This is a genomic window from Myceligenerans cantabricum, assembly GCF_054777735.1.
Genome location: NZ_BAAHAJ010000009.1, coordinates 406,629 through 419,074, shown reverse-complemented (window position 1 = coordinate 419,074; position 12,446 = coordinate 406,629). Strand labels below are relative to the sequence as shown.

Sequence of the window (12,446 nt, the reverse complement as noted above, 5' to 3'; positions counted from 1 at the left end):
TCGAGCCGTGGGATTGCCCACACTCTGTTGCCGAATTGTGACGGCAACATGACACTGTCAATAAAGTCCGTTACGGTTAATGGGCGATGCAGCCCTCCGACGAAGACCTCAACGAAGTACGGACTATGCAGGATGAAGTGGGCCTGAAGGAGCCCACGATCGAGGACGGATCCGCCATGTGGCGGATCGCCCGAGACTCACGGACGCTCGATCTCAACTCGTCCTACGCCTACGTGCTGTGGGCCCGCGACTTCGCCGCCACGTCGGTGATCGCGACGGTCGACGGACAGCCCGCCGGTTTCCTGACCGGCTACGTCCGTCCCGCAGAGCCAACCACGCTGATGGTGTGGCAGGTCGCCGTCGACGCCGCGTTCCGCGGGCGGCGGCTGGCCGCCAGGATGCTCGACCACGTGGTCTCTTCCGTGCCGCGCTGCACCTACCTGGAAACGACGATCACCGCGGACAACGCGGCGTCGATCGCTCTGTTCACCTCGTTCGCACAGGCGCGTGGCGCCGTTGTCGAACGCACCCCCCTCTTCACCGAGGAGATGCTCGGGAGAGGCCACGACACGGAGCACCTGTTCCGTATCGGCCCGGTCGCCACGGCGGCCTGACAACCATCATCGATCCGACGACAAGACCGACCGCAGGCGTGCCCACGCGCAGCGCCGCGGCGACGACCATGCCCGGGAGCGGAGACCCCATGTCCCAGACCACCATCTTCGACGAGCTCGAATCGCAGGTCCGCAGCTACTGCAGGAACTGGCCCGTCGTGCTCGCGACCGCGGAGGGTTCCACGGTCACGGACGAAGACGGGAAGGAGTACCTGGACTTCTTCGCCGGTGCCGGCGTGATGAACTACGGGCACAATCCTCCGGACCTCACCGAGCCGCTGGTCGAGTACCTGCGCTCGGGAGCGATCGTGCACTCGCTCGACATCCAGACCGTCGCCAAGCGCGAGTTCCTCACGAGCTTCCGGGACTACGTCCTGCGCCCGCGCGGCCTCGACTACAAGGTGATGTTCCCCGGTCCCACGGGGACCAACTCGGTCGAGGCGGCGCTGAAGCTCGCCCGCAAGGTGACCGGCCGCCAGCACATCCTGTCGTTCACGAACGCGTTCCACGGCATGACGCTCGGCGCGCTGTCCGTGACCGGCAACTCGATGAAGCGGATGGGCGCCGGCCTGCCGCTGACCAACACCTCGAAGATCCCGTACGACAACTACTTCTCGGGCGCCGTCGAGGACTTCCTGTGGCTCGAGCGCGTGCTCGAGGACAGCGGGTCCGGCGTCGACCTGCCGGCCGCGATCATCGTGGAGACCGTGCAGGGCGAGGGCGGTCTGAACGCTGCCCGCCCGGAGTGGCTGCGTGCGCTGGCCGACCTGTGCGCGGCGCACGAGATCCTGCTGATCGTCGACGACGTGCAGGCGGGCGTCGGGCGGACCGGCACCTACTTCAGCTTCGAGGAGGCGGGCATCGTCCCGGACATCGTCTGCATGTCCAAGGCGCTGTCCGGCTACGGCCTGCCCATGGCCCTCACGCTGATCCGGCCCGACCTGGACCAGTGGGAACCGGGCGAGCACAACGGCACGTTCCGCGGCCACAACCCGGCGTTCGTCACCGGCGCGGCCGCGCTGCGGAAGTTCTGGTCCGACGACACCTTCGAGAAGCAGGTCCAGGCGCGTGCCGGCGAGCTGCGCGAGGGCCTGCAGAAGATCGCCGACGGCTACCAGGACGCCGCCGTCAAGGGCCGCGGGATGCTCACGGGCATCGAGTTCCCCGACAAGGAGACCGCCGGCAAGATCGCCGCGGCGTCGTTCCGGCACGGCCTCCTCGTGGAGACGTCCGGCCCCGACAGCGAGGTCCTCAAGACCATGCCGCCGCTGGTCATCACCTCCGAGGAGCTGCAGCGCGGTCTCGGCATCATCGCCACCGCCGCCGCCGAGGTGCTCGGCGCCCCGCAGGCCGCGGCGGCCTGAGGGCACCGCACGGCCCAGGCACCTGTCCCACCGGCGGGGTCGTCGCGTGCTGCGACGCCCCCGCCACCCCACCGAACGAAACGAGAGCACACGCCGTGAAGATCACCTACGTCGAGGACCTCGACGGCACCGACCGTGACGTCACACCCGAGGACGGCAACTGGCGCAGCCGCCGCATCGTCCTGGCCAAGGAGGGCGTCGGCTTCTCCTTCCACGAGACGATCCTGTACGCCGGCACGGAGAGCGACTTCTGGTACGCGAACCACATCGAGTCGGTGTACTGCGTCGGCGGCGAGGGGGAGCTCGTGAACCGGGAGACCGGTGAGGTCCACCCGATCCGCGACGGCATGTGCTACCTGCTCGACGGCAACGAGAAGCACACGGTCCGTGCCAAGACCGACCTGCGCATGGCGTGCGTGTTCAACCCGCCGGTCACGGGCCGCGAGGTGCACGACGAGAACGGCGTCTACCCGCTCATCACGGAGGACGAGCCGACCCCCGGCGCCTGAAAGTGCCGAGCCTCTCGGGGCTCATCCGCGAAGCTGGCAAGATCCCAGTCCAGGAGGAACCCGCAATGACCGACTCGTCTCTGGAAGTCGCTGACGCCTACCCCACGCGACGGTCGGGGGGTGAGTTCCTCCTGATGCCGCGGGAAGACTTCGTGGTGCACGGGACGTCCGACGACGGTCCGCTGGACGCCTCCGAGCTGGAGGACTTCGCGGAGAACGGCTACCTCACGTTCGACGGCTTCATCACGCCGTCCGAGGTCGCCGAGCTCCGCGCCGAGCTGGAGCGCATGGTGTCCGACCCGGAGATCCTGGCCCAGCGCAGCACGATCATCGAGGAAGCCTCGCAGGAGGTGCGCTCCGTCTTCGGGGTGCACGAGACGAGCGAGGTGTTCCGGAGCGTCGCGCACGACCCGCGCCTGGTCGAGCGCGCTCGCCAGATCCTCGGGACGGACGTGTACATCCATCAGAGCGGTGCCAACACCAAGCCCGGCCTGGCCGGCGGCGACGTGTACTGGCACTCGGACTTCGAGACGTGGCACGCCGAGGACGGGATGCCCCGCATGCGTGCGGTGAGCTTCACGATCTCGCTGAGCGAGTTCCACTCGTTCAACAGCCCGCTGATGATCATGCCGGGCTCGCACACCACCTACGTGTCGTGCGGCGACATCGTGCCCACCCAGGAGGAGAAGGCGCTGCTGGACATGCACGGGTCGGGCACGCCGAGCCCGGCCGCGCTCGCGCAGCTCGCCGACCGGCACGGGATCGAGGTGCTGGAGGGTGACTCCGGCAGCGCCGTGCTGTTCGACTCCAACAGCATGCACGGGTCCGGCGGCAACATCTCGCCGTACCCCAGCTCGACGCTCTACTTCGTGTACAACTCGGTGGAGAACGAGCCGGTGGAGCCCTTCACCGGCAAGGCCCGGCGCCCGGAGTTCCTCGGCGCGCGGGACTTCACCCCGGTGCCTCAGGTGCTCTGAGACAGCAGCTCCCGGAGACGGCGGCGCGACCTCCCCGAGGCCGCGCCGCCGTCTGGGGCCGTCTCAGCCCTCGCGGGAGAACGCCAGCACGGCGAGCGCCGCCAGGGCGAGCGCGCCCAGCAGGATCGCCGGTGCGGTGCCCGGCAGGGTCGTGACCGCCCAGGCCGCCAGCGCCAGCAGCTCGGTGGCGACGACGGCGGCGGCGGCGCGGCGTCGTCCGGCGAGCAGCGCGGCCACCTCCACGCGGCCGGACGGTGGCACGTGCGCCGCCCACCACGTCGCGCGCCACAGCAGGTAGCCGACGGGGGCGAGCCAGAGCACGCGGGGGTCGAACGGCCCGTCGCCGGAGATCCACAGCAGGGCCCCGGCTGCGCAGAGCAGGAGTCCTGCCGTGCCGGGGCTGGGTCGCACGACGACGAGCAGGGTGAGTACGCCGGCACCCGCGAGGAAAGCGCCGTGCCTGGCCCAGCCGGCCCCGCCGGCGGCTCCTGCGAGGAGCAGGGCCGCGGCGGCGGCCTGGGTGGCAGGGAGTGCCCAGCCCGGGACGGTGGGCCGGGTGAGCACGCCGACGCGGGGCAGCTTCTCCTCGGTGAGCCCGAACTGCCGGCCGAGCCGCCGGAGGGGGTTCCTCATGGCGCGGGCCTCGGTGCCGGGACCGTCTGCGGCGCCGGGACGGCCGGTGATGTCGTCGCGTGCCGGCGGCCGGCGCGGGCCAGGGCCTCGAGCCGGCGTCGTGCACCGGTGCCGCCCGTGCCGGTCGTGCCGGCCGCTGCGGCGTCGACCCAGTGGATCACGGGCGTCCCGGACTGCCGCAGGCCGGCGATCCGGTCGTCGCGCTCCATGCGGGTGATGCGCCACGCGAGCCGGAGGTGCGGCAGGTGGACGGGGCGCAGGCCGGGCAGGGTGTCGATGACGACGACCCGGTGCCCGAGGGCGCGCCAGGCGCGGGCGAGCGCGGTGGTCTCGTCGTCGAGCAGGGTGCTGAAGAGGTAGACGATGGCGCCGGCGGGGATGCGTGGCGCGCGGATCGCGTGGCCGGTGGCGCGGTCCACGGGGTGGGCGAGGGCGAGTCCGTGGGTGAGGCGGCGCAGGTGGCGGCGGCCGGAGGCGGGCGGGACGGGGCGGCGTCTCCGGGCGAGGTCCTCCATGCCGACGCGGTCGCCGTTCTCCACGAGCCGGCGTGCGACGGAGGCGGCGGCGTGGCGGGCGAGGTCCAGGCTGGTGGGGTCGTCGGGGCGGCGGGTGCCGTAGCCGCGCCAGGTGCGGACGTCGGGGCCGACGTCGTCGCGGGAGTCGAGCACGAGCAGGGCGGTGGCCTCGGCGGTCGCCATGGTGCGCCGGACGTACAGCTCGTCGAGGTCCGGGGAGCGGCGGGCGGTGGCGCGCCAGTCGATGCGGCGCAGCCGGTCCCCGGGGTGGAAGGGGTGGATGTCGCGCAGCTCGGTGCCGTCGCCGAGGCGGCGGGAGGTGTGCGGGCCGGTGAGCCCGCGCAGGGTGTCGGGGAGGGGGACGGCGCCCAGCGGGGTGGTGGCCGGCAGGACGAGGCGGCGAGCGCCGTGGACGCCGGAGGGGGGTTGTTCCCAGTGGCCGCTGGTGTGGTGGGCGCGCAGGGCGACGTCGAAGGTGTCCTGGGGTCCGGTGCGTACGGAGGTGAGGTGCAGGTGGAGGGGGCGTGGGTCGGGGCCGGTGGCGACGACGGTCTCGGTGTCGCGGTGGCCGGGTGCGGTGATGCGCAGGTGGGCGAGGGGGTGGGTGTCGCCACCGTCGAGGGTGAGTGTCGCGGTGAGCTCTCCGGCGCGGGTCTCGCCGGGGGGTTCGTCGAGGCGTGCGGTGGTGGGGCGGGTGGGGGCGGTGCCGGCCCAGAGGGCGGTGAGGAGGACGGGGGTGCCGAGGAGGGCGAGGTCGGGGCGGCCGGCGAGGAGTGCGGTGGCGAGGAGGACGAGGCCGGTGGTGATGGCGGCGCGGCGGCTGGTGGTGGCGGTCCAGGTGGGGGGTCGGGAGGTGGTGGAGGTCACCGGCTGGTCCCGACGGTGGCTGGGGTGGGGACGGTGGCAAGGAGGCTGGTGACGATGTCTTCGGGGCGGGTGGCTCGGGCCCACGCGTCGGGTGTGAGGGTGAGGCGGTGGGCGAGGACGGGGACGGCGACGCGCTTGACGTCTTCGGGCAGGACGTGGTCGCGGCCGTCGGTGACGGCGAGGGCGCGGGCGACGAGGGTGAGGTTCTGGGAGCCGCGGGGGGAGGCGCCGACCTCGAGGGCGGGGTGGGTGCGGGTGGCGTGGACGAGGTCGACGCAGTAGCGCACGACGTCGGGGTCGATCTCGACGGTCTCGATGCCGGCCTGCATGGCGCGGACGGTGGCGGGGTCGGTGACGGGGGTGACGGGTGCGGCCTCGGTGCGGCGGGCGAGGCGGCGGGTGATGATGTCGGTCTCCTGGCGGGGGTCGGGGTAGCCGACGGCGAGGCGGACCATGAAGCGGTCGAGCTGTGCTTCGGGCAGGGGGTAGGTGCCTTCGTACTCGACGGGGTTGGAGGTGGCCAGGACGTGGAAGGGGCGGGGCAGGGGGTGGCTGGTGCCGTCGGCGGAGACCTGTCGTTCGGCCATGGCTTCGAGGAGTGCGGACTGGGTCTTGGGGGCGGTGCGGTTGATCTCGTCGGCGAGGAAGAGGCCGGTGAAGACGGGTCCGGGGTGGAACTCGAAGGTGCGGGTGGCGGGGTCGAAGACGGCGGAGCCGGTGATGTCGCTGGGCAGGAGGTCGGGGGTGCACTGGAGGCGGGCGAAGTCGAGGCCGAGGGCGGTGGCGAGGGAGCGTGCGGCGAGGGTCTTGCCGAGGCCGGGGACGTCTTCGAACAGGACGTGGCCGCCGGCGAGGATGGTGGCGAGTGCGACGGGCAGGGCGTGGTCCATGCCGACGACGGCGGTGCGCACCTCGTCCAGCACGCGTGCGGCCAGGGCGGCGACGTCGTCGGTGGGCAGCGGGTCGGTGCGGTGCTCGTTCACGGGCGGGGATCCTTGTCGTCGGGGAGGCGGTCGATCGCGTCGAGCCAGCTGGTGAGGGTGCGGGTGGTGGGCCGGGGGCCGAGGTCGGTGCCGAGCCGGTCGGCCAGGGCGGCGGGCAGGTCTCGGGTGTCGTGGCCGGTGCGGTGGAGCCTGCGGGCGGCGAGCGTGCGGACGCGGCGGGTGACGTGGTCCTTGACGTGGCCGTCGCCGTCGAGCAGGGACCAGCCGAGGTCGGAGACCTCGTGGCGGCCGCCTGCGTGGGGCTCCTCGGCGCGGCGCGGCCAGGTGGGGTCGTCGACGGGCGTCGCGTTGCTGCGGTGCACGCCGACGAGGACGGCGACGACGAGCGCTCCGGCGAGGGCGTGGGTCCAGGGGAGCGCTCCGGCGAGCGCGACGGCGCCGGCGGTCAGGAGCAGGAGCACGGCGACGGTGATCGTCCCGGGGCTTGTCATGGGGTCTCCGCGGGGGCGGACGTGGTGGGGGCGGGCGGTGCGGGGTCCAGGGCGCGGGCGATGTGCGCGAGGGCGGTGCGGGCCGTGGCGACGTCGGCGGCGGTGACGGGGCGGCTGGTGAAGCGGGCGCGCTGGTAGAGGCCGCGCAGGGTGGCGACGTCGGCTGCGGGTGCGGCGGTCGCCGCCAGGACGGTGCCGGTGAACTCGGTGGGGGTGTCGGCGGGGTCTCGTGCGGCGTCGTGGTCGGCCGCGGCCTCCTCGAGGGCGACCCAGGCCGCGACGACGGCGTCCCGCGGCCGGGCCGCCTGGTCGACCGTGTGCAGGGCACGCTCGGCGGCGTCCTGCACGGCAGCGGCCAGCTCGGTGGCCGTGACGGGGGTGGCCGAGCCCGCGGGGGCGTGCCGCGGGACGTCGGTCTCGGGCAGGTAGCGGTCGCGCAGCCGTCGGCCCAGGACGGTGCCGAGCCACGCGAGGAACGCCAGGAGCAGGACGGACAGCACCACCAGGAGGGCGGCGCGGGCCGTGGGGTCCAGGTCGTTCTCCAGCGGCGGGCTGGTCGCGGCGCCCGTCGGTGCGGGCGGCACGCTGGGCGGGTCGGTGGGGCTCGACGGCAGGATCGCGGGCAGGTGCGGTGCGCTGAGCTCCCAGGGCGTGGTCGCGGCCGCGGCCAGGACGACCAGCACCAGCAGCACGGTGGCGGCGACCGTCCGCCTCATGCGAGGAGCTGCTGGGCGTGCACGCCGGCGACGGCCGCGGTGACGAACGAGGCCGGGTCCTCGTCGAGCCCTCGGCCCATCGTCCGCAGCCCTCCCGGGGACGTCCGCAGGGTGGCGACGAGGTCGTCGCCGGCCGGCACGTCCACGAGCCGGTGCCGTCCGGCCGCGCCCAGCGCGGCGACCTGTGCCCGGATGTGGTCCGTCAGGTCGGGGCCCCACCCGGGCAGCTCCTCCACGTCGGGCGCCGGCACCGGGACGGGGATGTCGGCGGCCGCGAGCGCCACGCGTCCGTAGGCGGTCAGGGAGTGGTGGGAGATGCCGTGGTGGCGGGTGCGGGGGTCGGCGCCGGAGGCGCGGAGGGCGGCGACGGGTCGTCCGCCGAGTGCGGCGGTGGCGTTGACGGCTTCGCCGGCGGCGACGCCGGAGTAGCCCCAGGTGGTTCCGGTGCCGAGGTTGCCGGGGCCCTGGACGACGACGGCGAGGTCGGCGCGGGTGATGTGGCGGGCGGCGAGGAGGCCGGTGTGGATGGTGACGGCTTCGAGGTCGCCGCCGTAGGTCTGGCCGGTGGTGATGCAGGTGTCGAGCCATTCGGCGGCGCGGAGGGCGGCGACGGTGCGGGAGAAGGCGGCGGGCAGGGCGCCGCCGTCGGTCATGACGTAGGCGATGCGGGGTGGGGGCCGGCCGGCGAGGGTGGCGGCGTGGCGGGCGCCTGCGATGACGGCGGGGAGGGCGGAGTGGAGGTCGGCGGTGACGACGGGCATGGCGGTGAGGTCGTCGGCGTCGCGGAGGGTGTGGTGGTGGGGTGATTCTTGTTCGTCGACGCCGAGGACCATGGTCTGCAGGGGGGTGTAGCGGGCCTTGACGAGGTGGCCGGGGCCGGGCAGGGGGTCGGGTGGGACGTCGGCGAGGGGTTCGCCGTGGCGGCTGGCGGGTCCGACGACGAGGGCGTATCCGCCGGTGCCGAGGCCGCGGGCGAGGGCGGTGACGTTGAGGAGGAGGGCGTCGCCGGGCTGGGGGTCGCCGACGAGGTCGGTGTAGGCCAGGGCGCGGACCTCGCTGGGGCCGGTGTCCTGGTCGGTGGAGGGCAGGGGCCGGTCGAGGGCGGTGATGAGCTCGGTGGCGCCTCGCCAGCGCTTGCCTGTGGACAGAACGGTGCCGATGCGCCACGTGATCACGGATCCGAGGCTACCGTTGTGCCGATGCCCGCTTCGACTGCGACCCGTGTGAGTGCCGTGACGACTCCCCAGCTGAATCCCGCGATGCGAATGTTGAACCTGGTCATCGCCTTGGTGAACACCGATGTGGCGATGACCAGGTCGCAGGTGCGTGCGGCGGTGGCGGGGTATGCGGACGCGTCGAGCGACGAGGCGTTCGAGAGGATGTTCGAGCGGGACAAGGACACGTTGCGGGCGCTGGGTATCCCGGTGTCGACCGTGGGGCTGGGTGGTCACACGGACGAGGTGGGGTACCGGGTGGATCGGGACGCGTACGCGCTGGGGCAGATCGATCTGACGCCGGCGGAGCTGGGGGTGCTGTCGTTGGCGGCGCGGTTCTGGGCGGACAAGGCGTTGCGCACGGACATGGCGCGGGCGCTGGTGAAGCTGCGTGCGGCGGGGGCGCCGGGGCCTGCGGGGGATGCGCTGGCGGGGCTGGTGCCCCGGGTGCGTGCGGCGGGGGACGCGTACGGGCCGTTGCTGGAGGCGGTGTCGGAGCGGCGGGTGGTGACGTTCCGGTACCGGGCGGCGTCGGACGGGCAGGTGCGGGTGCGCAAGGTGCAGCCGTGGCGGATCGCGGCGCGGGGTGGTGGCTGGTATCTGCTGTGTCATGACCTGGAGCGTTCTTCGCCGCGGGTGTTCCGGTTGTCGCGGATCGAGGGGCGGGTGAGGTTGTCGGGTCCGCCGGGTGCGTTCGAGGTGCCGCCGGGGCTGGACACGGACCGGATGCTGGGCAAGTCGCGTCGTGACGTGCCGATGCGGACGGCGTTGCTCGCGATCCTTCCGGATCGTGCGGCGGAGCTGCGCACGCGGGGCAAGCAGGTGGCGGGTGACGGCTCGGCCGTGCTGGCGGCGGCGGGGGTGGCCGGGCCGCGGGACCTGGTGGAGCTGCCGTTCCGGAGCGTGTACGGGATGGGTGCGCACCTGGCCGGGTATGGTGCGGCGGTGCTGGTGCTGGATCCTCCCGAGCTGCGGTCCGAGGTGGTGCGGCGGCTGTCGGAGGCGGCCGCGACCGTCGTCGGGCCGGAGCCTGCGGGGGTCGTCGAGGGGAGTGGTGGACGTGGCTGAGCGGGCGGACGACCGGCTGGTGCGGCTGCTGGGGCTGGTCGCGTATCTCGATGGTGCGGGGCCGGTGCCGGTGGCGGAGCTCGCCGCCCGGTTCGGGGTGACGGCGGCGCAGATCCACGCGGACGTGGATGCGCTGTGGGTGTCGGGCACCCCGGGGTACTGGCCGGACGATCTCCTCGACTTCGACGCGGACTCGATCGAGTCGGGCGTGGTGCGGCTGACGGAGTCGCGTGGCATGACGCGGCCGTTGCGGCTCGGTCCGAGCGAGGCGGTCGCGCTGGTGGCGGCGTTGCGTGCGATGCGGGAGGTCGACGCCGTCGCCACGGACGCGGCGCAGTCGGACCTGGTGGAGTCCGCGCTGGCCAAGCTGACCGACGCCACCGGGGAGGCGGCCGACGCCCTGGACGTGCGGCTCGCCGCGGGCGGGGACCCGCAGGTGGTGGCCAGGCTCACCGCGGCGCTGCGCGCCGGGAGGCGGCTGCGCATCCGGTACGTGTCCGGGTCCGACGCCGCCAGCGAGCGGGACGTCGACCCGGTCCGTCTCCACACGACGGACGACCACTCGTACCTCGCGTCGTGGTGCTACCGGGCCGGCGGGCCGCGCACGTTCCGGGTGGACCGGATCCTGACCGCGACGCTCCTGGACGAGCCCGTCGCCGAGCATCCGGACGTGGGGGAGGTGGACCTGTCGGGCGTGTCGGCCGCGGAGGCGCCGCTGGCGCGGCTGGTGCTCGCGTCCTCGGCCCGCTGGTTCGCCGAGGAGGTGCCCGTCGAGACGGTCACGAACCTGCCCGACGGGGACTTCGAGGTCACCCTGCACGTCACGAACCCGGACTGGCTGCGTCGCGTCCTGCTGGAGATGGCCTCCCAGGTGCGGTCCGTGTGGCCGCCCGACCTGGCCGGGCAGGTGCGCGACAGCGCCGCCGAGACCCTCGCCCTGTACGACGAGCTCGTCTCCTGACGAGACCCCTGACGGAAGGAGGCACGCATGCCGGTCTGGTTCTGGGTGACGCTGTGGAGCGTCCTGGTGGTCGCGACCGTCCTCGGCGCGCTGCTGCTGGGACGCTGGTTGTGGCGCGCGCTGCAGGCGCTGACGACCGAGGTCGAGCGTGCCGAGGAGCGGCACGGGCCGGCTCTGGTCCGGCTGGACGCCGCGCTGGAGGCGCAGGGCGCGGGGACGTCGTCGGACAGCGACGGGGAGCGGCGCGCGAGCATGTTCGCGCACGACCTGACCACCCACTACGCGCGCGTCGCGGCCGTGCGCGAGGCGCGCGCGGACCGCAAGGTCGCGCGCCGCGCCCGCCACGAGCAGACGTGGGAACGGTGGCAGCACTTCAACGACTGACGCCACGGGGCACCCCGTGTCCCGCCGAGGGTTACCGCTCGGCGCTCGTTCGTGCGTAGGATCGACCTATCAGTCCGTTCGGCGCCGGCCGATCACCCCCGGTGCCGTCCTACGAACAAGGAGACACCATGGGCGCCCTACAGCCGTGGCACTGGATCGTCCTGATCGCCGTCATCCTGCTGCTGTTCGGCTCCAGCCGGCTGCCCGGGCTCGCCAAGAGCGTCGGACAGTCCATGAAGATCTTCAAGTCCGAGGTCAACGAGCTGCGCGCGGACGGCAAGGACGCCGACAAGGACAGCTCGAAGGACACCACGACGGAGAAGGACACCACGACGGGCGAGCCCGCGGCCGATGGCCAGCAGCGGGCTCCGAAGGGCGACGACGCCCCCAAGGCCTGACAGGTGCCCCGGACGAAGGCGCGTCCGGCCGACGGCCGGATGCCACTCCTCGACCATCTGCGGGAGCTGCGCAAGCGCGTCGTGCTCATCGCCGTCGGCCTCCTCGTGGGCGCCGTCGCCGGCTGGCTGCTGTACGACCCGCTGCTCCTGGCCCTGCAGCAGCCGCTGGTCAGCGCCGAGGCGATGCGCGGCAACGAGATGACGCTGAACTTCTCCGGGCCGATGGCTGCCCTGGACCTGAAGATCAAGTCCGCGCTGTTCCTCGCCGTGTTCGTCACCTGCCCGTGGTGGCTGTACCAGCTGTGGGCGTTCATCACGCCGGGACTGACCAAGCGGGAGAAGCGGTACGCGTACGGGTTCGTCGGCGCCGCCATCCCGCTGTTCCTCGGCGGCGCGCTCATGGCCTGGTTCGTGTTCCCGCACGCCATCCAGATCCTGTCCGGCTTCCTGCCCGATGACGCCACCGCGTTCACCAACGCCCAGGAATACCTGTCCCTGGTGATGCGGCTCCTGATCGCGTTCGGGCTCGCGTTCCTGTCCCCGGTGGTGCTGACCGGCCTGAACTTCACCGGCGTCCTGCCGGCCGCCTCCATGGCCAAGGGCTGGCGGTGGGCCGTGCTCGTCGCGTTCACGTTCGCCGCCGTCATGACGCCCACCCCCGACCCGTGGACGATGATCCTGGTCGCCCTGCCGATCTGCCTGCTCTACTTCGTCGCCCTCGGCTTCGCCTACCTGCACGACCGCCGCCAGGAGCGCCGCCAGGAGCGCATGCTCGCCGAGCCGTAGCCGGG

General features: G+C 73.1%; 15 protein-coding genes. 9 read left to right on the top strand and 6 right to left on the bottom strand.

The window, feature by feature from the left end; translation table 11 throughout:
• Positions 1–125 precede the first annotated feature (125 nt).
• The 4 genes from ectA to thpD all read left to right on the top strand — a co-directional run bounded on the left by ectA (position 126) and on the right by thpD (position 3,464).
• Entirely contained in the window at positions 126–614 is a 489-nt protein-coding gene (gene ectA / locus ACYU96_RS11055; protein WP_460752990.1) for a diaminobutyrate acetyltransferase, read from the top strand.
• Between the two features lie 89 nt (positions 615–703).
• Positions 704–1,978 carry a diaminobutyrate--2-oxoglutarate transaminase gene (gene ectB / locus ACYU96_RS11050; protein WP_460752987.1) on the top strand — a complete coding sequence of 425 codons (1,275 nt, stop codon included), beginning with the start codon at positions 704–706 and terminating at the stop codon, positions 1,976–1,978.
• A gap of 95 nt (positions 1,979–2,073) precedes the next feature.
• The gene (locus tag ACYU96_RS11045; RefSeq protein ID WP_460752985.1) at positions 2,074–2,487 is read left to right on the top strand and encodes an ectoine synthase; all 414 of its coding nucleotides are present in this window, start codon (positions 2,074–2,076) and stop codon (positions 2,485–2,487) included.
• A 65-nt stretch (positions 2,488–2,552) separates the two neighbouring features.
• Positions 2,553–3,464 carry an ectoine hydroxylase gene (gene thpD, locus ACYU96_RS11040; RefSeq protein WP_460752982.1) on the top strand — a complete coding sequence of 304 codons (912 nt, stop codon included), beginning with the start codon at positions 2,553–2,555 and terminating at the stop codon, positions 3,462–3,464.
• 63 nt (positions 3,465–3,527) lie between these two features.
• On the opposite strand, the gene ACYU96_RS11035 is transcribed toward thpD, so the two are convergent.
• The 6 genes from ACYU96_RS11035 to ACYU96_RS11010 are packed head-to-tail and all read right to left on the bottom strand — an operon-like array spanning position 3,528 to position 8,805.
• On the bottom strand, positions 3,528–4,097 hold the full coding sequence (locus ACYU96_RS11035) for a hypothetical protein (RefSeq protein ID WP_460752979.1): 570 nt from the start codon (positions 4,095–4,097) through the stop codon (positions 3,528–3,530).
• A complete protein-coding gene (locus ACYU96_RS11030) occupies positions 4,094–5,479 on the bottom strand; it encodes a DUF58 domain-containing protein (RefSeq protein ID WP_460752976.1) in 1,386 nt (461 codons plus the stop codon). Before ACYU96_RS11030 ends, ACYU96_RS11035 begins: the two co-directional genes overlap by 4 nt.
• Positions 5,476–6,462 (bottom strand): AAA family ATPase, encoded by a 987-nt coding sequence (locus ACYU96_RS11025; protein WP_460752973.1) that lies wholly within the window; start codon positions 6,460–6,462, stop codon positions 5,476–5,478. Before ACYU96_RS11025 ends, ACYU96_RS11030 begins: the two co-directional genes overlap by 4 nt.
• The gene (locus tag ACYU96_RS11020; protein WP_460752969.1) at positions 6,459–6,914 is read right to left on the bottom strand and encodes a hypothetical protein; all 456 of its coding nucleotides are present in this window, start codon (positions 6,912–6,914) and stop codon (positions 6,459–6,461) included. The genes ACYU96_RS11025 and ACYU96_RS11020 overlap by 4 nt, the downstream gene beginning before the upstream one ends.
• On the bottom strand, positions 6,911–7,630 hold the full coding sequence (locus tag ACYU96_RS11015; protein WP_460752966.1) for a DUF4129 domain-containing protein: 720 nt from the start codon (positions 7,628–7,630) through the stop codon (positions 6,911–6,913). Before ACYU96_RS11015 ends, ACYU96_RS11020 begins: the two co-directional genes overlap by 4 nt.
• Positions 7,627–8,805, bottom strand: a complete 1,179-nt coding sequence (locus ACYU96_RS11010; protein ID WP_460752963.1) for a DUF3866 family protein — start codon at positions 8,803–8,805, stop codon at positions 7,627–7,629. Before ACYU96_RS11010 ends, ACYU96_RS11015 begins: the two co-directional genes overlap by 4 nt.
• An 84-nt stretch (positions 8,806–8,889) precedes the next feature.
• Between ACYU96_RS11010 and ACYU96_RS11005 the strand changes: the two genes are divergently transcribed.
• From ACYU96_RS11005 to tatC, 5 genes are all read left to right on the top strand, one after another.
• Complete coding sequence (locus ACYU96_RS11005; RefSeq protein ID WP_460752960.1) at positions 8,890–9,912, top strand: helix-turn-helix transcriptional regulator; 1,023 nt, start codon at positions 8,890–8,892, stop codon at positions 9,910–9,912.
• Positions 9,905–10,873, top strand: coding sequence for a helix-turn-helix transcriptional regulator (locus ACYU96_RS11000; protein WP_460752957.1), 969 nt, complete (start codon positions 9,905–9,907; stop codon positions 10,871–10,873). Before ACYU96_RS11005 ends, ACYU96_RS11000 begins: the two co-directional genes overlap by 8 nt.
• Positions 10,874–10,900: 27 nt before the next feature.
• Positions 10,901–11,257 (top strand): hypothetical protein, encoded by a 357-nt coding sequence (locus tag ACYU96_RS10995; RefSeq protein WP_460752955.1) that lies wholly within the window; start codon positions 10,901–10,903, stop codon positions 11,255–11,257.
• A gap of 128 nt (positions 11,258–11,385) precedes the next feature.
• Positions 11,386–11,655 carry a Sec-independent protein translocase subunit TatA gene (tatA, locus tag ACYU96_RS10990; RefSeq protein ID WP_460752953.1) on the top strand — a complete coding sequence of 90 codons (270 nt, stop codon included), beginning with the start codon at positions 11,386–11,388 and terminating at the stop codon, positions 11,653–11,655.
• A gap of 3 nt (positions 11,656–11,658) precedes the next feature.
• Complete coding sequence (gene tatC, locus ACYU96_RS10985; protein ID WP_460752950.1) at positions 11,659–12,441, top strand: twin-arginine translocase subunit TatC; 783 nt, start codon at positions 11,659–11,661, stop codon at positions 12,439–12,441.
• Positions 12,442–12,446 lie beyond the last annotated feature (5 nt).